Here is a 22,876-nt window from a genome sequence, read left to right as displayed (position 1 = left end):
AAGGCTCACTGCGGGGCAGCGCGGCTACCGAAGAAGTCCTTGACCTTAGTAAAGAAACCCGCCGCTTCTGGCTGGGTCGCACCCGACGACAGCTTTTCGAACTCGGCCAGCAATTCCTGCTGCTTCTTGGTCAGATTCTGCGGCGTTTCGACCATCACCTGCACATACATGTCGCCGGTCTGGCGCGAACGGAGCACCGGCATGCCTTTTGATGCGATGCGGAATCGCCGGCCGGACTGTGTTCCCGACGGCACCTTCACCTTGGTCTTGCCCTTGTCGATGGTCGGCACCTCGAATTCGCCGCCAAGCGCGGCCGCCACCATCGAGATCGGGACCCGGCAATGCAGGTCGGCGCCGTCGCGCTGGAAGAATTCGTGGGTCGCCAGCGACAGGAAAATATAGAGATCGCCGGGCGGTCCGCCGCGGACGCCGGCCTCGCCCTCGCCGGCGAGGCGAATGCGGGTGCCGTCCTCGACGCCTTGCGGAATGTTGACCGAGAGGGTCCGGTCGCGCGTCACCCGGCCCGAGCCCGCGCAGGAGGGACAAGGGTCTTCGATCATCTGGCCGCGGCCCTGACAGCCCGGACAGGTTCGTTCCAGCGTGAAGAAGCCCTGAGCCTGCCGCACCCTTCCCTGCCCGCCGCACAGCGAACAGGTCTTCGGCTTGGTGCCGGCCTTGGCGCCGGTGCCGGAGCAGGATTCGCAGGTGACCGAAACCGGAATCTCGATCTGGGCGGTCTTGCCGAGGAAGGCTTCCTCCAGCGTGATTTCCATATTGTAGCGCAGGTCGGCGCCGCGCTCGCGGCCGCCGCCACCGCGCCCGCGTTGTCCGGCCATGCCGAACAGATCCTCGAAAATATCCGAGAATGACGAGGCGAAGCCGGCGCCGAATCCGGGCCCGCCGCCACCCATGCCCTGCTCGAACGCCGCGTGGCCGTAGCGGTCATAGGCGGCGCGCTTGTCGCCGTCCTTCAGGACCTCATAGGCTTCGTTGATTTCCTTGAACTTCACTTCGCTGGAAGCATCGCCCGGATTCTTGTCCGGATGCCATTTCATCGCGAGCTTGCGAAAGGCCGCCTTGAGCTTGCCGTCGTCCGCTGACCGCTCGACTTCCAGGGTTTCGTAATAGCAGCGCTTGGTGGACATCCGTCAGATCCGTCCGAATTTCGTCTTCATGCCGCACGAGTGCATCGTTGAGGATGCCGCCTTGCGCTTAACGAAAAATGACCCCCACCCATCGAGACGCAGCCGGCGCTCTTTGGTGTGAGGGTCATGATCGAAAGCCCGCTTACGCCGACTTCTTGTTGTTCTTGTCGTCGTCGACCTCGGTGAACTCCGCGTCGACGACGTCATCCTTGGCCGCATCCTTCTTGGCGTCGGCTTCGGCCTGCTGCTTGTACATGGCCTCGCCGAGCTTCATCGAAGCCTGCGCCAGCGTGTTGGTCTTGGCCTTGATCGCCTCGGCATCGTCGCCCTTCAGCGCTTCCTTGAGGTCGCTGACGGCGTCCTCGATGGAACGGCGCTCGCTCTCCTCGACCTTCGAACCGTGTTCGGCCAGCGCCTTCTCGGTGGAATGCACCAGGCTGTCGGCATGGTTCTTGGCGTCGACCGCCTCGCGGCGCTTCTTGTCCTCGGCCGCATTGGCCTCGGCGTCCTTGACCATCTTCTGGATGTCGGCGTCCGACAGGCCGCCGGAGGCCTGAATCCGGATCTGCTGTTCCTTGCCGGTCGCCTTGTCCTTGGCCGAGACGTTGACGATGCCGTTGGCGTCGATGTCGAACGTCACCTCGATCTGCGGCATGCCGCGCGGCGATGGCGGAATGCCCATCAGGTCGAACTGGCCGAGCACCTTGTTGTCGGCCGCCATTTCACGCTCGCCCTGGAAGACGCGGATGGTGACGGCGCTCTGGTTGTCCTCGGCGGTCGAGAACACCTGGCTCTTCTTGGTCGGGATCGTGGTGTTGCGATCGATGATGCGGGTGAACACGCCACCCAGCGTCTCGATGCCGAGCGACAGCGGGGTCACGTCGAGCAGCAGCACGTCCTTGACGTCGCCCTGCAGCACGCCGGCCTGGATCGCCGCACCGATGGCGACGACTTCGTCCGGGTTGACGCCCTTGTGCGGCTCCTTGCCGAACAGCTGCTTCACCACTTCCTGAACCTTCGGCATGCGCGTCATGCCGCCGACCAGCACCACTTCGCCGATCTCGGCGGCGGTGAGGCCCGCATCCTTCAGCGCCTTGCGGCACGGCTCGATGGTCTTCTGGACGAGATCGTCGACCAGCGCCTCGAACTTGGAGCGGGTCAGCTTCATCGTCAGATGCTTCGGACCGGTCTGATCGGCCGTGATGAACGGCAGGTTGATCTCGGTCTGCGTGGTCGAGGACAATTCGATCTTGGCCTTTTCGGCGGCCTCTTTCAGGCGCTGCAAGGCAAGCTTGTCGTTGCGCAGGTTGATGCCCTGCTCCTTCTGGAACTCATCGGCCAGATAGCTGACGAGACGCATGTCGAAGTCTTCACCGCCGAGGAACGTATCGCCGTTGGTGGATTTCACCTCGAACACGCCGTCGCCGATTTCAAGAATCGAGACGTCGAAGGTGCCGCCGCCGAGGTCGTACACCGCAATGGTGCCGGTCTTGGTCTTGTCGAGGCCGTAGGCGAGCGCGGCCGCGGTCGGCTCGTTGATGATGCGCAGCACTTCAAGACCGGCGATCTTGCCGGCGTCCTTGGTGGCCTGACGTTGCGCGTCGTTGAAATAGGCGGGAACCGTGATGACGGCCTGCTCGACCTTCTGGCCGAGATGGGCTTCCGCGGTCTCTTTCATCTTCTGCAGAATGAAAGCGGAGACCTGCGAGGGCGAATAGGTTTTGCTGTCGGCTTCGACCCAGGCGTCGCCGTTCGAAGCCTTGACGATTTTATAGGGGACGAGCTTCTTGTCCTTCTCGACCATCGGGTCGTCATAGCGGCGGCCGACGAGGCGCTTGACCGCAAAGAAGGTGCGCTCGGGATTGGTCACCGCCTGACGCTTGGCAGGCTGGCCGACGAGGCGCTCGCCATCATCGCTGAAAGCGACGATCGACGGGGTCGTGCGCATGCCCTCTGCGTTCTCGATGACTTTAGCTGTCTTGCCATCCATTACGGCAACGCACGAATTGGTGGTGCCGAGATCGATCCCAATGACCTTTCCCATGGTCCTCATATCCTTCTTTTTGCGGCAGGTTGGCTGGGCCCTGGACGGCGCACCTAACCGAACCCCCAACGATCAATTACTCGCGATATTGCGACGGTGAGCCTCATATAGGAGGGGGGGTCCTGCCCGCAAGGACCGAACGCAACCTTAGGGCCTGAAAATGCTGACGTTTGAAAGATTGTGTCAGCTCAGGGCAGGTCAAGGTTCAGGCCCTCAGCCGTGTTAACAAATCGGCAAGGAGGTGAGCGTGCACTCATCGCCACGCCCGAAAATCCGCCTCGTTCATGATCGCCGCCAGCGCGGTATTTGGCCGCTGCGCGGACCTCACCAGCCATCCGGCTCGCCGCCGAAAACGCCTGAAAACGTTTGGCAAGCCGCCATATCGCGCGAAAATTCCGGTGTTTCGGAACGTGATGAGGGAACGGACGCCGCCCCTGCCCTGTTGCAGGGACATCAAAACCGCTAAAAGCGGGCTGACTAAACCAAGCCCTCGAACCCTTGAGGGCTGCGCTGGCCGACCATTGAACGGCCTCAATGTAAACCCGGTAGAACCCTTCATGAAGCCTGTTCGATACCTCGCTGCGGTTGCCCTTACCATCGCCGCGACCTGCGCCGCGTTCGCCGCCGATCCGGTTTTTCCGCCGGGCGCGCGGGTCGGCATGACGCCGCTGGTCGGCCTGGTCAAAGCCAGATCATTCGTCGGCTTCGAGACCGAGGATCAGGGCGTCAAGGTGCTGGTGGCGGACCTGCCCGCCGAGGCCTATGGCGAGGTCGCCAATGCTTTCAAGGCAAATCCCGGCGGCACCGGCGGCATCAAGCCGGAGAGCATCGAGACCGCGGCGGGGCTCGCCTATTATACCGCTGAGAACGCCAAGGACGGCGCCACCAATGTCCGGCGCTACTCGATGATCGTGCCGGGTCCGACCTTCTCCGGCTACGTCGCCGTGCAGGTGCCGGAGAATGCCTCCAGGATCTACACCGACGACGCCGTACGCCAGATGTTCGCTTCCGCCGTCATCCGAAACGAAGTTCCGGTCGATGAGCAGCTCGGCCTGATGCCGTTCAGGATGGCCGAGCTCAGCAATTTCAAGACGGTCCGCACGCTGGCGCCGGGCGCAGCCCTGATCATTGCCGATGGCGACGAAAAAAGCGGTTTTGAAACCGCGCCCTTCATGATCGTCGGCCTGGTCGGATCGGCGCCTGCGCAGCCCGACGACCGCGGACGTTTTGCCCAGCAGATGGCGACGACGATTCCCGGCGTACGCGACGGGCGGATCACGATGTCGGAGGCGGTCCGCATCGACGGCCAGCCCGGATACGAAACCCGCATCGAAGCCACCAGCGGCAAGGACAATACGCCGGTGACGATCGTGCAGTGGTTGCGGTTCGGCGGCCAGAATTCGCTGCGCATCATCGGCAGTTCACCTCGCGACGGCTGGACCACCGCGTTCACGCGTTTCCGCGCCGTGCGAGACGGAATTCGCCCGCGCTAAACATGATCCGTTCGGTGCCGAAGATTCAGCCGCACGCCGCCGCCTAAAGCCGCTTTACGCTCTGCCTGCGACCTGATTTGCTGGTGTTGACCTCTTTGACAGGGAGATGCACCATGTTTCATCGCAGGCAAATTCTCGCGGGCTTTGGCAAAACGTTGGGCACGGCGGCAATGGCGACCATTCTTTCGAAGGCAGTTTTGGCCGCGTCGATCAAACCCGACAATGCGTCGGCGTTGCTGGTGATCGACGTTCAGAACTGCTTCCTGCCGGGCGGCAGCCTTGCAGTGAAAGATGGCGACCAGGTCGTTCCCGTCATCAACCGCGTCGCCAAGAGCTTTGCCAACGTCGTGCTGACGCAGGACTGGCACACCGCTAGCCATGTCTCGTTCGCCACGACGCATTCCGGCAAGAAGCCGTTCGAGACGATCGACCTGCCCTACGGCAAGCAGGTGCTGTGGCCCGATCACTGCGTGCAGGGCACCGAAGGCGCCGCGCTGTCAAAGGACCTCTCGATTGCCCATGCCGGCCTCGTCATCCGCAAGGGCTCCAACAAGGACGTCGACAGCTATTCGGCTTTCACCGAAGCCGATGGCAAGACCACGACGGGGCTTGCCGCCTATTTGAAGGCGCGCAAGGTGGAACGCGTGTTCTTAGCCGGTCTCGCCACCGATTTTTGCGTGGCATGGAGCGCGCTCGATGCCCGCAAGGCCGGCTTTGAAACCTATGTCATCGAGGACGCCTGCCGCGGCATCGACACCCAGGGCTCGCTCGCGAAGGCCTGGACCGATATGGGCGCAGCCGGCGTCAAGCGCATTCAGTCGAGCGATATCGCTTAAGCTAGGACACCCTCTCGCGAGAGAGTCGCAATGCCGGATTTAGGCGCACCCCTCGCGTTCGAAATGATCCGCCGTGCACCCTCACAACGCACGGCGGGCCTGATCACGGGAATAACGGGCTACCGCGAGACCGCGCTTGGCCGGTTTTCACAACGTGAAGCCGCGCATCTGATTGTGCCGCTGATCATCAGCCTCGGCAGCCCGTTCCTGATCGCGCTGGGCCGGGAGCCCGATGCGGCCGACCGGCAGCCCAGCTTCGCCGCGGGCCTCTACGCCGGGCCTGTTCATATCGAGTCCGATGGCGGGGCGGAATGCGTGCAGGTGGATTTTACGCCGCTCGGCGCTTATCGCTTCTTCGGCGGTGACGTCGCAGGTCTTGCCGCGCGCATGGTCGACATGTCAGACGTGCTCGGCCGCGACGGCCGGCAACTGCGCGAGAGACTGGGCGCGACAGCTTGCTGGCAACATCGCTTCGACCTGGTCGAGGATTTTATCGCCGGCCGCGCCAATCATCTGCCGTCGCCGGAGATCGCGTTTGCCTGGCGCCGGCTGGCGCTGACCGCCGGTGGCGCGCGGATCGCGACGCTGGCCGGCGAAATCGGCTGGAGCCGCAAACATCTGGTCGAGCGCTTTCGATCCGAGCTTGGCCTCGCGCCCAAATCAATCGCGCGCATGATGCGCTTTCACCGCGCCTGCCGGCTGGCACGCAGCGGCACGGCTCCCGGCTGGGCCGGGATTGCCGCCGAGAGCGGCTTTGCCGACCAGGCCCATCTGGTCCGCGAATTCGGCGAACTGGCGGGCGAGACGCCGACGGCCTGGGCGAGGCGGCTGGCGCTGATCGACAGCCGGCTGACACGCCCGAACGAAGCGCTTTCGGGCTAAAGCGTTTTCCAGCGAAGTGGATACCGGTTCGCGGCAAGAAAACGCGTCAAAACCAGGAATCAAGAGCCCCGTTCCGATTCAATCGGAACGGGGCTCTTGGTAACAAATCTTCAAGCCGGCGCCGCGCTGTATCAGCATATTGGCACGGTGACGCCGAACGAAGGAATTTGTCATGACCAATAGCAACGACGCGCAGCGCATTTATCCGACGATGCGCTGCAGGGATGCCGAGGCGATGATCCGCTGGCTGAAGGACGTGCTTGGTTTCACCGAGCATGTCGTTTACCGCAGCGACGGCGTGGTACAGCACGCGCAACTTGCCTGCGGCGCTTCGCTGCTGATGCTCGGTCAGGCCCGCGACGATGAATACGGCAGACTGGTTGGCGACATCTCTGGCCGCCGCACCGACGCGCTTTATGTCGCCGTCGAAGATCCTGACGCGTTGTGCGCCAAGGTGAAGGCATCAGGCGCCAAAATCGAAATGGAACTGCACAACACCGACTACGGCAGCCGCGATTTCGCCTGCCGGGATCCGGAAGGCAATCTCTGGAGCTTTGGCACCTACTGGCCGAAGGCGCATGAGAAGCCGATGGACGCGTAAGTCGGATCGGCTCTTTCGTCTCAGGTCGTGATGTCGGCGGCAGGCGCCGCCTTGGCGCCGCCCTTGGATACGCCGACCAGCGCCGGACGCAGCACGCGCTCGCCGATCATGAAGCCGGCCTGCACCACCTGCACCACAGTGCCCGCCGGCACCGATGCGTCAGGGACTTCGTACATCGCCTGCTGGAAGTTCGGATTGAACTTCTCGCCCGACGGATCGAATTTCTTGACGCCGTTTTTCTCCAGCGTGTTGAGCAGCGACCGCTCGGTCAACTCGACGCCTTCGATGAACGCCTTCAGCGCCGGATCGGCCGAGGCCTTCATTTCAGCGGGAACCGCATCCAGCGCGCGCTGCAGATTGTCGGCGATGTCGAGAATGTCGCGCGCGAAGCCGGTGATGCCGTAAGCCCGCGCATCGGCAACTTCCTTGGCGGTGCGTTTGCGCAGATTTTCCATCTCCGCCAGCGTGCGCAGCATCTTGTCGCGCGCTTCAGCCGCTTCCTTCGTCAACGCCTCGACCGATCCTTCCTCGGGATCATCAGGCATGATGTAGGGCTTTGAGACCACGGGCTCGCTCGGCGCCGCCGCGTCATCATTCGGCCGGTTGGGATCGGTCATAAGTCTGCCTTCTCAAAAGAACCGTTCGGTTAAATGGGGATTTGCTGCCCGGGATATCGTGCTTTAGCGGGCGAAAATCAAGCGTTCCATGGCGTTTTCGAGCGATGCCCGCACCGACCTGATCCGGGGTGGGCCCGGTTCGCGCCGGGAAAGGCGTCAAAACAACAAAGCGAAGCTTTTTTCGGGCCGTATCAACCACCGAGCATGCGGCTGACGATGCGCGCGGCATAGTCCACCGTCGGAATCACCCTTGCATAGTTGAGCCGCGTCGGCCCGATCACGCCGAGAACCCCGACGATGCGGCCGGCGGCGTCGCTATAGGGCGCGATGATGGTGGAGGAACCGGACAGCGAGAACAGCTTGTTCTCCGATCCGATGAAGATCCGCACGCCCTCGGCGCGCTCGGCGCGACCGAGCAGATCGATGACGCCGCGCTTGGTCTCGAGATCGTCGAACAGTGATTTCACGCGCTCCAGATCTTCCAGCGCGTGCAGATCCTCGAGCAGATTGGCATGACCGCGCACGATCAATTGGCGGTCCTCGCTTTCGCCGCCGGACCAGCTCGCAATGCCGGCCGCGATGATTTTCTGCGTCAGCTGATCGAGTTCGGCGCGGCTTTGCGTCAGCGCGGTTTCGAGTTCGAGGCGCGATTCGGCAAGCGTACGGCCGCGAATCCGGGAATTGAGGAAATTGCTGGCTTCCGTCAGCGCCGACGAGGGAACGCCGGGCGGCAGGGTCAGCACGCGGTTCTCGACCTGGCCGTCTTCGCTGACCAGCACCACCAGCGCGCGTTCCGGCTCCAGCCGCACGAATTCGATGTGCTTCAGCCGCGAATTGGATTTCGCCGTCAGCACCACCGCAGCGGCGCGGGTCAGGCCCGACAACCGCGTCAGGGCCTCGCCGAGCGCCGCCTCGACCGATTGCGCGCGGCCGACGGAGGCAAGCTGGGTCTGGATCGACTGCCGCTCGTCTTCGGTGAGGTCACCGACCTGCATCAGGGCGTCGACGAAGAAACGCAGGCCGAGTTCCGTGGGCAGACGGCCGGCCGAGGTATGCGGCGCGTAGATCAGGCCGAGCTGTTCGAGGTCCGACATCACATTGCGCACCGAGGCCGGCGACAGCGGCATCGCGATCAGGCGCGAAATGTTGCGCGAACCGACCGGCTCGCCGGTAGCGAGATAACTCTCGACGATTTGACGAAAAATGTCGCGCGAACGCTCATTGAGCTGGGCCAGCCCGGCATTCGGCGCAATCAGGCCAATCGGATCGTGGTGGGCCACCAATTACTCCCTCGACTTGACCTCTAATCTGTCTATCCGGAGGGCCGGTGACAAGCACGCATTATACCCCAAAGAGGTACCAAAGGCCTTGCCGCTGCCCGCTCCCCCTCCTACAAGCACCGCGAACCCGCTTTTGCTTGATTTTTCGGAGGATTCCCCATGCGGCCAAGCCGCCGTGCGCCCGATGAGCTGCGCCCCGTGTCGCTGGAACGCGGCGTCGTCAAATACGCCGAAGGTTCCTGCATGGTGAAATTCGGCGATACCCATGTGCTGGTCACGGCCACGCTGGAAGAACGCCTGCCGCCCTGGCTCAAGGGTCAGGGCCGCGGCTGGGTCACTGCCGAATACGGCATGCTGCCCCGTGCCACCCTGGAACGCACCCGCCGCGAGGCCGCGGCCGGCAAACAGGGCGGCCGCACCGTCGAAATCCAGCGCCTGATTGGGCGCTCCTTGCGCGCGGCGGTCGACCTCGAAGCGCTCGGCGAGCGGCAGATCACGGTCGATTGCGACGTGATCCAGGCCGATGGCGGTACCCGCACCGCCTCGATAACAGGCGCCTGGGTGGCGCTGGCCGACTGCATCTCGTGGATGAAGAACCGCAACATGCTGAAAGCCAATGTGCTCCGCGACAATGTCGCGGCGATCTCCTGCGGCATCTATCAGGGCACGCCGGTGCTCGACCTCGATTATGCCGAGGATTCCGAGGCCGATACCGACGCCAATTTCGTCATGACCGGCGACGGCCGCATCATCGAGGTGCAGGGCACCGCGGAGAAGACGCCGTTCTCGCAGGACGAGTTCCTGGCGCTGATGGCGCTGGCGCGCAAGGGCGTCGCGCGTTTGGTGGACTTGCAAAAGATGGCCGTCGCGTAGTCTGATTGATCATGCACCGTCGAATCACAGGCCGCCTGGTGATCGCGACCCACAATCCCGGCAAGCTTGCCGAGATGCGCGAACTGCTGGCGCCGCATGGCGTCGAGGCGATCTCCGCGGGCGAACTCGGCCTCGATGAGCCCGAGGAGACCGGTGAGACCTTTCGGGCCAACGCGGCAATCAAGGCGATCGCGGCCGCGAAAGCCGCGCAGCTTCCGGCCTTCGCCGATGATTCCGGCCTCGTGGTCGAAGCGCTGGACGGTGCGCCCGGAATCTATTCGGCGCGCTGGGCGGGCAAACCTGCGGATTTTCTGGCGGCCATGACGCGGGTCGAACGCCTGTTGCAGGAGCGCGGCGCCAAAACGCCAGACAAACGCAAGGCGCATTTCGTGTCCGCGCTGTGCGTCGCCTGGCCCGACGGGCACGTTGAGGAGGTCGAGGCGCGGGTCGATGGAACCTTGGTGTGGCCACCGCGCGGCACCGAGGGTTTCGGTTACGACCCGTCGTTCCTGCCGGATGGACACGGCCGCACCTTCGGCGAGATGGCCAGCATCGAGAAGCACGGGCTGCCGCCGCTGGGGCTCGGCCTGTCGCATCGCGCCCGCGCCTTCGTCAAACTGGCGGAGATCTGCCTTGGCTAGCTTCGAGCGCCCCGAGATCCTCAAGACCGGCAAAGCGGCTTTCGGCGTTTATGTGCACTGGCCATTCTGCCTGTCGAAATGCCCGTATTGCGATTTCAACAGCCATGTCCGGCATGCGCCGATCGACGAAGCGCGGTTTGTCAGCGCCTTTACGCGCGAGATCGAAACATCAGCCGAGCGCGCGCCGGGACGCGAAGTCACCTCGATCTTCCTCGGCGGCGGCACGCCATCGTTGATGCAGCCGCAGACCGTTGGCGCCATCCTGGATGCGATCGGCAAACATTGGCGCGTCGCTGGTGACGTCGAAGTGACGCTGGAGGCCAACCCGACCAGCGTCGAGGCGACGCGCTTCCGCGGCTATCGCGCGGCCGGCGTCAACCGGGTCTCGCTCGGCGTGCAGGCGCTGGATGATGCGTCATTGAAAGCATTGGGCCGCCTGCACAGCGCGCGCGAGGCGCTGGATGCGGTGGCGATCGCGCGGCAATCCTTCGATCGTTACTCGTTCGACCTGATCTACGCCCGCCCCGACCAGACGCCGCAGATGTGGGCCGACGAACTGAAGCTGGCGATTTCGGAAGCCGCCGAACATCTGTCGCTCTATCAGCTCACGATCGAGGAAGGCACACCGTTCTTCGGATTGCACGCGGCGGGCAAGTTGAAGACGCCGGATGAGGCCGTTGCCCGCGCGCTGTATGACGTGACGCAGGATGTTTGCGCCGCGCAGGGTCTTCCTTCCTATGAGATTTCCAACCACGCGCGGCCGGGCGCGGAGTGCAAACATAATCTCGTCTATTGGCGCGGCGAGGAATATGCCGGCATCGGTCCGGGCGCGCATGGCCGCCTCGACATCGATGGCGAAAGACACGCGATCGCGACCGAAAAGCGTCCCGAAGCCTGGCTGATGCGGGTCGAGACCAACGGCCACGGCTTCATCACCGACGACGTCCTCAATTCGGAAGAGCGCGCCGACGAATTTTTGCTGATGGGGTTGCGGCTTGCGGAAGGCATCGATCCCAACCGCTACGCCGCGCTGTCGGGCCGCACCCTCGATCCCGGCCGGATCGCCGTGCTGCGCGAAGAAGGCGCGATCATCGTCGACGCCGATGGCCGGCTGCGGGTGACGCAGGCCGGTTTTCCGGTGCTCGATGCGGTCGTCGCGGATCTCGCCGCGTAAGGGTCTGATAACGTAAAGCGCAGTGTTTTCGAGCGCTGAGCGCCCGGCCGTGGTAGATTTGTCCAGCGATTTTGCCCCAACCGCCATTTGCATGACGATCGTGAACGACCGGACCATCACCCCGCCGATCCATGATCCCGAACTCGACCGCCGCGTCAAAAGCGCCGGCGCGAGCAAGACGGTTTATGCGCTGGTCACATCAGAGACCGAAGCCGCGAAAAATTTCATTCTCGGTAATGCCGTCACTGGGCCGGACGCCGCGCGGCGTCATCATCTCGAACAGTTCCGCGACGCCTGGACCGGAAAACAATTTGCCATCCATGAAGCCTTCATCGAGCGCTGGATGGCGTGGGCGGTGCCCGTGGTCGCGATCGATGCGGCCGGTTTTCCCTGGCGCTATCCGACCGCCGGCGGCAGCGAGGCGCTGTTTCACGTCATCACCGCCTATGGCAACCGCGCCCGCGTCGAACAATTCAATCCCGAGGTGCACGTCTTCGCCGGCGAGTATGAAGGCTACAAGGCCTATGCCGAGGCCTGCGGCATCGCCGTGATCGAACATCCGCGGAGCCATTGGCAGGCCGTCGCGCGCACGCTGCCCACCGATGCCCTGTTCTGCCTGAGCCAACCGTCGGCGATCGACGGCAATGTCTGGCCGCACGCCAATGATTTTCTGGCGCTGCTCGCCGCCGCCGAAAAACCCCGCGTGCTGCTCGACGTCACCTATGTCGGCTCGATCGCCGATGCGCCTGCCGCAAGAATTGCCAGCGACAGTCCGGCGGTGCAGGCGCTGGCGTTCAGCCTGTCAAAACCGTTCGGGGTCTATTACGACCGCATCGGTGGCATGCTTTGCCGTCGCGCCATGCCGAGCCTGTTCGGCAATCAATGGTTCAAGAATCTCACTTCGCTGCAGCTCGGCTTGACCTTGCTGGAACGTCACGACGTGTTCGATCTGCCGCGTCGCTACAAGCATGTCCAGCGCGAGGCGGCGATTCAAATCGGCCGCCGCCTCGGGCTGACGCTCTTGCCTTGCGACGTCAGCGTGCTGGCCCAAGCAGAAGCCAACGCCACCGACCGCGCGCTGGCGGATTTCCTGCGTCGCCCGGCCGGCGATCCCGCTGCACGCTTGCGGCTGTGCCTGACGCCAACGATGGCCGAGATGATCGGCACCGCCGGGCCGATCGCCGCTCCTGGAGGCGCACCGTGAAAAACCTGGTCGTCCTGACGGATGCAAAGGAGATTCACCGCCACGTGCACGGTCTTTGGCGCAGCGCGCCGATCCGTGCCTCCCACACCGACGGCGGCTTCATCCACGACATCGTCGAGCAGTTCACGAGCCTGCCGCGGCTGTTCTGCGACTCCACCGACGACCGATTGGAGCGCGCGCATTTCTGTTCATGGTGGGGCGTCACCATGAACCGCGCCTACGACAATCCCGCGATCGAGGACCTCTACCGGTTGCACGAGATGTTCCACGCGGCCTTCATGCCCTACTTTCCCGGCATCGGCTTCGATGCCTTCCACCGCAAGATGGAAGACAATGAACTGAAGGCCAGCGTCTGTTCGGAAATCCGCGTCTATTTCGAACTGCCGCATTTGCGCGAACAGGCCTTTGCGCATCCGATCTATGCCGATCGCTATTTGTCCGATCCTGCGATGCAGACGCTGTGGGCCAAGAACAAACCCGTTGCGATCGAAACGCTGCAGGAAGCGCGGCGCGACGTGATGTTCTCAAAGCCCGAACACGAGATGGATTTGACGGAGCGCTGGATCCGCCGCTTCGCGCTGCAGAACCGTCAATGGTCGACCTGCTGGTACGATCGGTACCTGGAGATCGAGAGCCACATGTTCGAATTCCAGATCAAGGCGTTGCGAGGTGATCGTTCGGGCGCGATCGCACAGCACGCCGCCTGGATCGAGGCGCAGGCCGGTCAGGATGCCGACGACCACATCCCCTACCGCCAGGAAGCGGCGCTGTTCGCCAACATCTATTGGAGCAACCGGCGGCGTTACGAGGCTGAATTCGCGAACGCCAAGAAAGCTGAATAAAGCTTAAGCGCCAAAACTCTTCGGCGAGCCCGCAACCGGCGCGCTGCCGCCCTGGCCCACCTTCATGACCGCAAGCCCGCGTTCATTGCTGCCGTCGGAGCGGAAGCGGAACAGCCCGTCGATGCCGGCAAAGCCCGACGGATTGGTCAGCGTTTCCGGCGCGAAACGTTGCGGACCCTGCGTGCGCGACAAGGCGGCGACCAGCGCCACCGCGTCATAGGCCAGCGTCGCGGTGCGCACCGGCTCGCCGCCATATTTGGTGCGATAGCGGCCGGCGAAACTTCGAAAACCCGACGGATCCGGTGCCGCATAGAGACCGCCCTGCAGCGCCGGGCTCGCGAACACCCGCGGATTGTCCCAAAGGCCGGTGCCGAGCAACTGGATGTTGCGCAAATTCACGCCTGCCGCGGTGAGCGCATCGGCCGTCGCCACCACCGAATCGCCGTCATCGGCCATGAACAGCGCATCGGCCTGGCCGAGCGACTGCGAGACGGTGCGCACGGCGGCCGAGCGGTCGGCGCCATATTTCTCGAACGCGACGATGCGGCCCTTGCGCGCCGCGGCCTGCTTGAAGGCGGCTTCCACCACATTGCCATAGGCGTTGTCGGGTAGCAGCGCCGCAAAGGATTTCTTGCCGATGCCGGCCGAGTAATCGACGATCCGGTTGACGTCGGATTCCGGCAGGAAGCTGAGCAGATAGACGCCGCGCCCGGCCACGCTGGAATCGGTCGAGAACGCAATCACGGCCACGCCCTTCGCGCGCGTCTGCTGCGCGACCGCGGGAACCGACTGCGCAAACAGCGGGCCGAGGATGATCTCCGCGCCTTCACCGAGCGCCTGCTGGGTCGCCTGGCTGGCGCCTTGCGGGCTGCCGCCGTCATCCTTGATCAGAAGCTGGATGTTGGGATTCTGGAATTCGGCCAGCGCCATTTCGGCGGCATTTTTCATCGACTGCGCGGCGACGCCGGCGTTGCCGGCGGCCGAGAGCGGCAGGATCAGGCCGACCTTGACCTGCCCGGTGCCGACCGCGAGCGGTTGCTGCTGCGGGCCCGCCGGCCCGGCTTCGGGTTGCGGCGAGGAGAACGGGTTGGAAAACTGGCCAAAACTCTGCTGCACGCTGGAGCAGGCGCCAAGCAGCGGCGCGCCGAGAATAAGGCCGACCGCCGTCCGCCGGGTTGCCCCTGACGGCTGAGGTTTGCGAATGAGCGGGCCCACCATCGTATCTCTTCTCTTGACCGACCTTGATCGGCCAGTCCTTGAACCTCAAGGACTTGAACCCAAAGGACCTGAACCTTAAGGCTCCAACCTCCGGAATAAAGGCGGGCGGATTCAGGCATATTGTCGGCGAATAGTTAACCAAAACAAAAGGATTATGGTCCGCGGACTCAACGCCGATTGCGGATACCTGCTCCCTTCCCGTGATGCGTAGCACCAACGTTGCCGCCGCGCTGTGGCGCCGGAGCTACTACCGCTGTGTTCCGGTTCTGATCTTATCAGAACCGGAACACCCGGTCTTTGTATTGACGCGTTTTCTTCACGCGAACCGGTATCCACTTCGCTTGAAAACGCTTTAGATTGGCATTATGCGCGCAAAAACCCGCTCCAACTACGGGCCTGAAGCCGAACCGGGTTCCGTGATCAGGACATTTTCGATCGGCGGTCATGTCCTGACCGCCCCAAAGCCGGTTCCCGGGCTTTATCTGGTGGCCACCCCGATCGGCCACCTCGGCGACATCACGTTGCGTGCGCTTGAAACCCTGGCCGGCGTCGACATCATCGCCTGCGAGGACACCCGCATCACCCGCCGCCTGACCGAGCGCTACGTAATCTCGGCGCAGCTCAAGCAATATCACGAGCACAACGCCGCGATGGCGCGGCCAAAGATCCTGGAAAAGCTGGCGCAGGGCGCCTCGATCGCGCTGGTCTCGGACGCCGGGACGCCCCTGATATCAGATCCCGGCTTCAAGCTGGTGCGCGAGGTCTGCGCCGCCGGCCATGCCGTGATCGCGGTGCCGGGCGCCTCCTCGGTGCTGACGGCGCTATCGGTCGCAGCATTGCCCACCGACCGGTTTTTCTTCGAGGGATTTTTGCCCGCCAAGCAGCAGGCGCGCCGCACGCGGCTGGCAGAACTTGCCCGGATCGACGCCACGCTCGTCATGTTCGAATCCGGCAACCGCATCGCGGACACGCTGGGCGATCTCGCCGGGATCATGGCCGAGCGCGACGCCGCGATCTGCCGCGAACTGACAAAACTGCATGAGGAGATCGCGCGCGCCCCCATAGCGGAGTTGGCAAAGACCGCCGATACGCTGGAGACCCGCGGCGAATTCGTGCTGGTGATCGGCCCGCCCCGGGCGGATGCGCTGGTCATGACCGAGGCTGATCTCGATGACCTGCTGCGGTCATCGCTCGCGCGCGATAGCGTCAAGGATGCGGTCGCCCATGCCGTCGAACTGTCCGGCCGGCCGCGCCGCGAGGTCTATGCCCGCGCGCTCGAGCTTGCGAAAGCAATTCGGGATGGAGAGGACGATGGCGAAGACTGACGGCGCCACGCCGCCCGACGCGTCCACAAAACTCGCCGCGCCCGAGCGGGTCGCGGCGTTCCAGACCGGGCTTTCGGCCGAGACCCGCGCCGCCGCGTTCCTGATGGCCAAGGGCTACCGCATTCTCGCCAAGCGTTTCAAAACCCCCTATGGCGAAATCGATCTCGTCGCCAAAAAGCGCAATCTGATCGCCTTCATCGAGGTCAAGGCGCGAGCCCGGCTCGACGACGCCGCCTATGCGGTGACGCCGCGCCAACAGGCCCGCATCATCGATGCCGCGCAAGCCTGGCTGATGGCGCATCCCGAACATGCCGAATTCGAGCTGCGATTCGACGCCATCCTGATTGCGCCGCGGCGTTTGCCACGCCATCTGTTAGCGGCATTCGACGCCAGCGTATAAGACCTCCCTCGAGAAAGCCGGACCCGCCCCATGAAATTGAATGTCGCCGTCCAGATGGACCCCATCGCGCGTATCAACATCCGCGGCGATTCGACCTTTGCCTTGTTGCTGGAAGCGCAAAAGCGCGGCCACGCGATTTCCTATTACACGCCGGACCAGCTCTCGCTGCGCGGCGAGGAGCTGGTGGCGCCGGTGCAGGTGCTGACCGTGCGCGACGAGCCCGGCGATCACTTTACCCTCGGCGAGCCCAAGCGTACGGCGCTTGACGCTTTCGACGTCATACTTCTCCGGCAGGACCCGCCGTTCGACCTCGCCTACATCACCTCGACGCATCTTTTGGAGCGTATCCACCCCAAGACGCTGGTCGTCAACGATCCCGCCAGCGTGCGCAACGCGCCGGAAAAACTGTTCGTGCTGAACTTTCCGCAGCTGATGCCGCCGACGCTGATCTCGCGCGACATCAATGAGATCAATTCGTTCCGCGACGAGCATGGCGCCGTCGTCATGAAACCGTTGCACGGCCATGGCGGCGCGGCGGTGTTTCGCGTGATGCCGCAGGACATGAATTTTGGTTCGCTGTTCGACATGTTTTCCGTCACCTTCCGCGAGCCCTGGGTGATCCAGCGCTTCCTGCCCGAGGTCAAACACGGCGACAAGCGCATCATCCTGGTCGACGGCGAATTTGCCGGTGCGGTCAACCGCGTGCCGGCCGCCGACGATCTGCGCTCCAATATGGTGCGCGGCGGCGCCGCCCAGGCCACCGACCTCTCGCCGCGCGAGCGCGAGATCTGCACCACGCTCGGACCGCATCTCCGCGAACGTGGCCTGCTGCTGGTCGGCATCGACGTGATCGACGGCAACCTCACCGAGATCAACGTCACCTCGCCCACGGGCATCCGCGCCATCGCCCGGCTCGACGGTCCTGACGTCGCTGCGATGGTTTGGGACACCATTGAGGCGAAGCGGGCCAAGAAATAATCTTCTCAATAATTGTCGCGCGTTATGCGTTTGCACATTTCGTACGCGCGGCTTTCGCGTGGCTAATCCCACTTGCCAATTTCAGGGCGCGGGAGCAGCCTGTAGCCGCGGATGAATCTGTCCGGGCGGCAACGCCAAATTCCATAAAAAGTGGAGGAAGACCCATGACGATGGACGTATCGCGACGGTCCCTGCTTGCTCTTGGTGCAGGACTTGGTGTTGGCCTCGGCGCCTCGACCATGCTCGGCGGCAGCGCGCTGGCGAAAGCGCCGAAACTCGGCACGCAGACGCCCTACTGGCACCGCTTCGTTCTCGGTGACGCCGAGGTGACCGTGGTCTCCGACGGCCCGCTGCCGCTCGGCCCGCCCAAGGGCACCTTCGTTGGCGTGTCCGACGACGAAGTTAAGAAGATGCTGACCGACAACTTCCTCGACCCCGAAAATGTCGTGCTCGAGCAGAACTCGCCGATCGTCAACACCGGCGACAAGCTGATCCTGTTCGACACCGGCATGGGCACTTCGAAAGCGTTCGGCCCGACCACCGGCCGCCAGCAGAAGAGCATGGCGGAAGCCGGCATCAAGCCCGGCGATATCGACGCCGTGGTGTGCTCGCACGCCCATATCGACCACATCGGCGGCCTCGTCGGCGCCGACGACAAGCCGCTATTCCCCAACGCGCAGGTCTACATCACCCAGAGCGATTTCGATTTCTGGACCGATGAAGGCAAGCTCGGCAGTCCGCTGAAGGATTTTGTGATTCATGCCCGCAAGAATTTGATGCCGGTGCGCGATCGCATCGTCTTCATCAAGGACAACCAGGAATTCCTGCCCGGCGTGACCGCGATCGCGGCCCCCGGCCACACGGTCGGACACACCATCTTCATGGTGAGCTCGAAAGGAAAATCTTTTGCCTTCCTCGGCGACCTCACCCACCACCCGATACTGCTTCTGGAAAAGCCGCGGATGCAATTCTCCTACGACTCGGATCCGAAGCAGGCGGCGGACACACGCGTGAAACTGCTCGACATGATCGCGGCCAACAAGACCCCGGTCATGTCCTATCACTTCGCCTGGCCCGGCTTTGGTCACATCGGCAAGACCAGCGAAGGTTTCCATTACTATCCGTCGGCGATGGTGATGAACCTCTGAGCCGGAGGAGCGTTCGGGGGCGCGCTTCGGCGCGCCCCTCTTCCATCCGGATTTGCGAGAACGATTCGCAAGCCGCACGCCTTGTCCTGTTCGTGCATCCCGATCGCGCCTCGTTGGCGACAACGAGGAATCGCGACAAGCCAATCCACGTCTCTCCATCTGTTCGTCCGTGACGTCAATCACGGCGCGCGCGCCGACAATGCGGCATCGTCTGTTCCCGATGGGATGGCTCATCGCGGATGGGGACGCACACGCTCCCGTTTCCGCTCACTCGGAACAGGAGAATTGAATGTCTAACCTTTATGGCACTTATACCTGGCGCACGCGCTACGGCCTCGACGATTTCGTCTCCGATACGTTGCGCGGCGGCAGCGGTGACGACGTCATCCGCGGCTATGGCGGCGCTGATACTCTTTACGGAAACGGCGGCCATGACGAGATCTATGGCGGCCGCGGCGACGACTGGATCAGGGGCGGCACCGGCTGGGACACGTTGAGCGGCGGTTCCGGACAAGACACCTTCGAGTTCTACAGGGGCCATAGCGGTCCCAGCTACGACCAAGCCGACGTCATCACCGACTTCAATACGAACGAGGACTCGATTCTCTTCCAGACCAGTTCGCCCCGCGGCTCCCAATCCAACTATCATGAATTCCTGTGGACTGGCGACGACCTCGGCAGCGACGAGGCCAACTTCAACGAGATGAAGCAACTGGCCCAGGAAGACTTCAACGACGACAGCAGCCTCTGGTTCGTGTTCGGCACCAACGGAACGGACGGCTACCTGTTCGCCGACCTCGATGGCAATGGCACGATCGACACCAGCATCGAGCTGCCCGGTCTGAACTCGACCGGCGACTTCGCGGCCACCAACATCTTCTGAGGTGAGGCCTGATACCGGTGCAATGACGCCGAGATGACGGCGGGCCAGCCTGGCCGGCCCGCCGTTGCCTTCGGGACCACGGGTCGTCTTTTCGGTGGGCGCTTTGCGTCGACCTTCGGCCGCGCTGCCTTCATCATGCCAAGCCGCCGCTCGGTCGGCTGCCGGGCTGGAGTTGATGTTATATCGCGCTCTCGTCCCCGTGCTGGCGCTGGAAAGGCTGCACCGACGATCGTCGGGACGGCCGCGATCGAATAGCGTAAGGGGGATCAGCGAACCGCCTCTTACCGCGATGCGGGGAGCGCCCCAAGGAGAGTCACGATGACCGACCAACCGAACCCCAAGCCGGGCGACCTCGTCTATGAAGACACCGGAGCCGCCGCCCCGCTGGTCTATTTCGACATCGTCGGCGCCTACGGCACCATGAACGGCTCGGTCGAGATCGAACTCGCCACCCGCATTCTCATTCCCAAGACTGATGGTTCGACCGAGGTAAAATTCATCTCCTCAGGCCGCCTGCGCTGCAGCCAGAACGCCGCCGTCAATTTGCGCAACGGCCTCGATGCCGCGCTGAAGATGCTGGAGCAGCCGGCGGCGAATGTGGCGGTAGTTGCGGCGAGTAAGCTGAACTAAGGCTCGAAACCTCCGATTTTGGTGCGATAGCACCATCGCCCTTAAAATAAATAACGAATCGCTATATATTTTAAGAACGACTATGATGCGCTAGATTCCCGGTCGGAGGCTCCGATGGATATTCAGTTTGAGGGTTGGGCCCGGAAGCATGGCCGCCTGAGCATCGCTTCATTCGACCTGACCAAAACGACGGCAGGTCCGCCTGGCACGGACTTTTCAAAGGAAGAGCCGCTCATCGTTCTCTCCGGCGACGGTGGGGTCGTCGAGCGCATAACGGTGAACTGCCACACCAACGTCCGGCTTGGCGGTGACTATCAGGCGATGGTCACCCTCTCGAAGAAAGAGATAGCCCGGCTCTATTATCTGACGCACCAGATGGAAGTGGACGGCCTGATCAGAACGCTGCCCATCGCGCGATGAACTGGCTCCCTGCCATAACCCCCATGTTCCCGTAATGTTCTTGCACATCCCGCCCGGTTCCGCTACCCTCGGTAGAGGCAAGGGGTCGGCATGGTTCAACGGGTTTCTACCGTAGCCTTTGAGGGGATCGAGGCCCGCGCGGTCGACGTGCAGGTGCAGGTCGCGCCCGGGCTGCCGGCGTTCGCGATCGTCGGTCTGCCGGACAAGGCGGTTTCCGAGGCGCGCGAGCGGGTCCGCTCGGCGTTGATCGCCTCGGGGCTGGCGCTGCCGGCGCGCCGGATCACGGTCAATCTCGCGCCGGCCGATGTGCCGAAGGAAGGCAGCCATTACGATTTGCCGATCGCGCTCGGCCTGATGGCCGCCATTGGCGCGATCCCGCCGGACGCGCTTTCAGGCTTCACCGTGCTCGGCGAACTCGGGCTCGATGGATCGATCGCGCCGGTCGCGGGCGTGCTGCCGGCGGCGATCGGCGCCAATTCGCGCGACGAAGGCCTGATCTGTCCCGCCGCGTGCGGGACGGAAGCGGCCTGGGCCAGCCCGGATATCCAGATCATCGCGGCAAAATCGCTGATCCAGATCGCCAACCACTTTAAAGGCACGCAGTTGCTGTCACGCCCGCAGCCGAAAGTGCACGAGCGCGAGGAAACGCTCCTCGACCTCAGAGACATCAAGGGCCAGGAAAGCGCCAAACGCGCGCTGGAGATCGCAGCGGCCGGCGGACATCATCTGCTGATGATCGGCTCGCCCGGCGCCGGCAAATCGATGCTGGCGGCGCGGCTGCCCTCGATCCTGCCGCCGCTGTCGCCGTCCGAACTTTTGGAAGTCTCGATGATCGCCTCGGTCGCCGGCGAAATCCGCGACGGCGCATTGACGGCGCGGCGGCCGTTCCGGGCGCCACATCATTCCGCCAGCATGGCCGCACTCACGGGTGGCGGCATGCGCGCCAAACCCGGTGAGATCTCGCTGGCGCATCAGGGCGTGCTGTTCCTCGACGAATTGCCGGAGTTCGATCCGCGCGTGCTGGACTCGCTGCGCCAGCCGCTGGAGAACGGCGAGGTCGCGGTGTCCAGGGCCAATCACCGCGTCACCTATCCGGCGCGCTTCATGCTGGTCGCGGCGATGAACCCGTGCCGATGCGGCCACGCCTATGAGCCCGGCTATTCCTGCAAGCGCGGCCGGATCGACCGCTGCACAGGGGATTATCAGGTGCGCATTTCAGGGCCGATGATGGACCGCATCGATCTGCGCATCGAAGTGCCGGCGGTGACCGCGGCCGACCTGATCCTGCCGCCGCCAAGCGAAGGCTCGGCCGAAGTCGCCGCCCGCGTCGCCGCCGCGCGCGACGTTCAGCTCGCGCGTTACGCCGCCGCCGGCATGCCGCATGTCCGCACCAATGCGGAAGCGCCGGCGTCGCTGCTGGAAATCATCGCGCAGCCGGATGCGCAGGGACAAAAGCTGCTGCGCGACGCCGCCGAGACCATGAAGCTGACCGCGCGCGGCTATCACCGCGTGCTGCGCGTCGCCCGCACGCTGGCCGATCTCGACGGCGCGGAAAAGATCGGCCGGCTGCACCTGGCGGAAGCGTTGTCGTATCGCGCATTGGCCGACGATGCGCGGCGCGCGGCGTAATCGGCTCAGCAAAAGGTCCGTAGGGTGGGTGGAGCGCAGCCATACCCACCAGCTTCGTCGCCAGCCATTGATGGGTATCGCGGAGCCTGTCATCGGGCGCGCATTCGCGCGACCCGTTGGCTCCACCCATCCTACAAGATCTACATACCGGACGATCACCTCTTGCACTCGGGAATCAGAAAGCCGAAACAATCGAGTTGCGGTTGTTGCCTTAGGACTGTGCCGGACCCGCAGTCGCCAAGTCGTCACTCTGGCACCACGTAAGCCGTCCCGGCGGGCCGCCTTTTAATCTTGTCGCGACAAAATGACCCGACGGGCAAATCAGTTCTGATTTACGGAAATCATGTCAAGTCCCAGAATAAAAAATATTTCTGTTTACCAGAATGCAAATCAGGTGCATATGGTTGGCCATCCCGTCCTGGTCAGAAGGGCGTCGGCCGTCGTCACGGACGTTGGGCGGGTTGCGGTGGACGCTGGGCTCACGTCTGACGACGGCGTGGATCGAGCGTACGGCAAAACCGTGTGGTCCTGGCGCCCGTTGCTGGTGTCAAGCTGTCGGAGAAGCGCAAGCGGAAACGGCAGTGACGGAGTCAACCAAGAACTCGTCTCCGGG

General features: G+C 63.6%; 22 protein-coding genes. 17 read left to right on the top strand and 5 right to left on the bottom strand.

The annotated features are described in order from the left end of the window. Positions 1 to 5 precede the first annotated feature (5 nt). The gene (dnaJ, locus tag ABIE49_RS21710; RefSeq protein ID WP_192736167.1) at positions 6 to 1,145 is read right to left on the bottom strand and encodes a molecular chaperone DnaJ; all 1,140 of its coding nucleotides are present in this window, start codon (positions 1,143 to 1,145) and stop codon (positions 6 to 8) included. A gap of 142 nt (positions 1,146 to 1,287) precedes the next feature. Continuing rightward, positions 1,288 to 3,189: a molecular chaperone DnaK gene (dnaK, locus tag ABIE49_RS21705; protein ID WP_192736166.1), complete on the bottom strand. Its 1,902-nt coding sequence runs from the start codon at positions 3,187 to 3,189 to the stop codon at positions 1,288 to 1,290. 557 nt (positions 3,190 to 3,746) lie between these two features. Here dnaK and ABIE49_RS21700 point away from each other — a divergent pair. From ABIE49_RS21700 to ABIE49_RS21685, 4 genes are all read left to right on the top strand, one after another. Further along, a complete protein-coding gene (locus ABIE49_RS21700; protein WP_192736165.1) occupies positions 3,747 to 4,682 on the top strand; it encodes a hypothetical protein in 936 nt (311 codons plus the stop codon). 113 nt (positions 4,683 to 4,795) lie between these two features. Further along, positions 4,796 to 5,518: a bifunctional nicotinamidase/pyrazinamidase gene (gene pncA, locus ABIE49_RS21695; RefSeq protein WP_192736164.1), complete on the top strand. Its 723-nt coding sequence runs from the start codon at positions 4,796 to 4,798 to the stop codon at positions 5,516 to 5,518. A 30-nt stretch (positions 5,519 to 5,548) separates the two neighbouring features. Continuing rightward, positions 5,549 to 6,400 carry a helix-turn-helix domain-containing protein gene (locus ABIE49_RS21690; RefSeq protein ID WP_192736163.1) on the top strand — a complete coding sequence of 284 codons (852 nt, stop codon included), beginning with the start codon at positions 5,549 to 5,551 and terminating at the stop codon, positions 6,398 to 6,400. A 172-nt stretch (positions 6,401 to 6,572) separates the two neighbouring features. Beyond that, on the top strand, positions 6,573 to 7,001 hold the full coding sequence (locus ABIE49_RS21685; RefSeq protein WP_192736162.1) for a VOC family protein: 429 nt from the start codon (positions 6,573 to 6,575) through the stop codon (positions 6,999 to 7,001). A 20-nt stretch (positions 7,002 to 7,021) separates the two neighbouring features. Here ABIE49_RS21685 and grpE read toward each other — a convergent pair whose 3' ends face one another. Further along, positions 7,022 to 7,618, bottom strand: coding sequence for a nucleotide exchange factor GrpE (gene grpE, locus ABIE49_RS21680; RefSeq protein ID WP_192736161.1), 597 nt, complete (start codon positions 7,616 to 7,618; stop codon positions 7,022 to 7,024). 191 nt (positions 7,619 to 7,809) lie between these two features. Next, on the bottom strand, positions 7,810 to 8,898 hold the full coding sequence (gene hrcA / locus ABIE49_RS21675; protein ID WP_192736160.1) for a heat-inducible transcriptional repressor HrcA: 1,089 nt from the start codon (positions 8,896 to 8,898) through the stop codon (positions 7,810 to 7,812). 159 nt (positions 8,899 to 9,057) lie between these two features. Between hrcA and rph the strand changes: the two genes are divergently transcribed. The 5 genes from rph to ABIE49_RS21650 all read left to right on the top strand — a co-directional run bounded on the left by rph (position 9,058) and on the right by ABIE49_RS21650 (position 13,632). Then, positions 9,058 to 9,771 (top strand): ribonuclease PH, encoded by a 714-nt coding sequence (rph, locus tag ABIE49_RS21670; RefSeq protein ID WP_192736159.1) that lies wholly within the window; start codon positions 9,058 to 9,060, stop codon positions 9,769 to 9,771. Positions 9,772 to 9,782: 11 nt separating this feature from the next. Then, on the top strand, positions 9,783 to 10,412 hold the full coding sequence (gene rdgB, locus ABIE49_RS21665) for an RdgB/HAM1 family non-canonical purine NTP pyrophosphatase (RefSeq protein ID WP_192736158.1): 630 nt from the start codon (positions 9,783 to 9,785) through the stop codon (positions 10,410 to 10,412). Further along, positions 10,405 to 11,586, top strand: coding sequence for a radical SAM family heme chaperone HemW (hemW, locus tag ABIE49_RS21660; protein WP_210337277.1), 1,182 nt, complete (start codon positions 10,405 to 10,407; stop codon positions 11,584 to 11,586). Before rdgB ends, hemW begins: the two co-directional genes overlap by 8 nt. Before the next feature lie 91 nt (positions 11,587 to 11,677). After that, on the top strand, positions 11,678 to 12,790 hold the full coding sequence (locus ABIE49_RS21655) for an aminotransferase class I/II-fold pyridoxal phosphate-dependent enzyme (RefSeq protein WP_192736157.1): 1,113 nt from the start codon (positions 11,678 to 11,680) through the stop codon (positions 12,788 to 12,790). Further along, entirely contained in the window at positions 12,787 to 13,632 is an 846-nt protein-coding gene (locus ABIE49_RS21650; RefSeq protein ID WP_192736156.1) for a hypothetical protein, read from the top strand. The genes ABIE49_RS21655 and ABIE49_RS21650 overlap by 4 nt, the downstream gene beginning before the upstream one ends. A 3-nt stretch (positions 13,633 to 13,635) precedes the next feature. On the opposite strand, the gene ABIE49_RS21645 is transcribed toward ABIE49_RS21650, so the two are convergent. Then, complete coding sequence (locus ABIE49_RS21645; protein WP_192736155.1) at positions 13,636 to 14,850, bottom strand: penicillin-binding protein activator; 1,215 nt, start codon at positions 14,848 to 14,850, stop codon at positions 13,636 to 13,638. 365 nt (positions 14,851 to 15,215) lie between these two features. Here ABIE49_RS21645 and rsmI point away from each other — a divergent pair, with 365 nt between their 5' ends. The 8 genes from rsmI to ABIE49_RS21605 all read left to right on the top strand — a co-directional run bounded on the left by rsmI (position 15,216) and on the right by ABIE49_RS21605 (position 22,263). Beyond that, a complete protein-coding gene (gene rsmI / locus ABIE49_RS21640) occupies positions 15,216 to 16,175 on the top strand; it encodes a 16S rRNA (cytidine(1402)-2'-O)-methyltransferase (protein WP_192736154.1) in 960 nt (319 codons plus the stop codon). Continuing rightward, positions 16,162 to 16,575 (top strand): YraN family protein, encoded by a 414-nt coding sequence (locus ABIE49_RS21635; RefSeq protein ID WP_192736153.1) that lies wholly within the window; start codon positions 16,162 to 16,164, stop codon positions 16,573 to 16,575. The genes rsmI and ABIE49_RS21635 overlap by 14 nt, the downstream gene beginning before the upstream one ends. A gap of 30 nt (positions 16,576 to 16,605) precedes the next feature. Then, entirely contained in the window at positions 16,606 to 17,553 is a 948-nt protein-coding gene (gene gshB, locus ABIE49_RS21630) for a glutathione synthase (protein WP_192736152.1), read from the top strand. Positions 17,554 to 17,717: 164 nt separating this feature from the next. After that, entirely contained in the window at positions 17,718 to 18,701 is a 984-nt protein-coding gene (locus ABIE49_RS21625) for an MBL fold metallo-hydrolase (protein WP_192736151.1), read from the top strand. Positions 18,702 to 18,990: 289 nt separating this feature from the next. Continuing rightward, on the top strand, positions 18,991 to 19,584 hold the full coding sequence (locus tag ABIE49_RS21620) for a calcium-binding protein (protein ID WP_192736150.1): 594 nt from the start codon (positions 18,991 to 18,993) through the stop codon (positions 19,582 to 19,584). A gap of 318 nt (positions 19,585 to 19,902) precedes the next feature. Then, a complete protein-coding gene (locus ABIE49_RS21615; RefSeq protein ID WP_192736149.1) occupies positions 19,903 to 20,214 on the top strand; it encodes a hypothetical protein in 312 nt (103 codons plus the stop codon). Between the two features lie 114 nt (positions 20,215 to 20,328). Further along, positions 20,329 to 20,634, top strand: a complete 306-nt coding sequence (locus ABIE49_RS21610; RefSeq protein WP_192736148.1) for a hypothetical protein — start codon at positions 20,329 to 20,331, stop codon at positions 20,632 to 20,634. 90 nt (positions 20,635 to 20,724) lie between these two features. Then, the gene (locus ABIE49_RS21605; protein ID WP_192736147.1) at positions 20,725 to 22,263 is read left to right on the top strand and encodes a YifB family Mg chelatase-like AAA ATPase; all 1,539 of its coding nucleotides are present in this window, start codon (positions 20,725 to 20,727) and stop codon (positions 22,261 to 22,263) included. Positions 22,264 to 22,876 lie beyond the last annotated feature (613 nt).

Source organism: Bradyrhizobium sp. OAE829, from assembly GCF_040546575.1.
Classification (GTDB): Bacteria; Pseudomonadota; Alphaproteobacteria; order Rhizobiales; family Xanthobacteraceae; genus Bradyrhizobium.
Note: the sequence above shows the minus strand (reverse complement) of the source record. Positions and strands in the feature narration are given on the sequence as shown.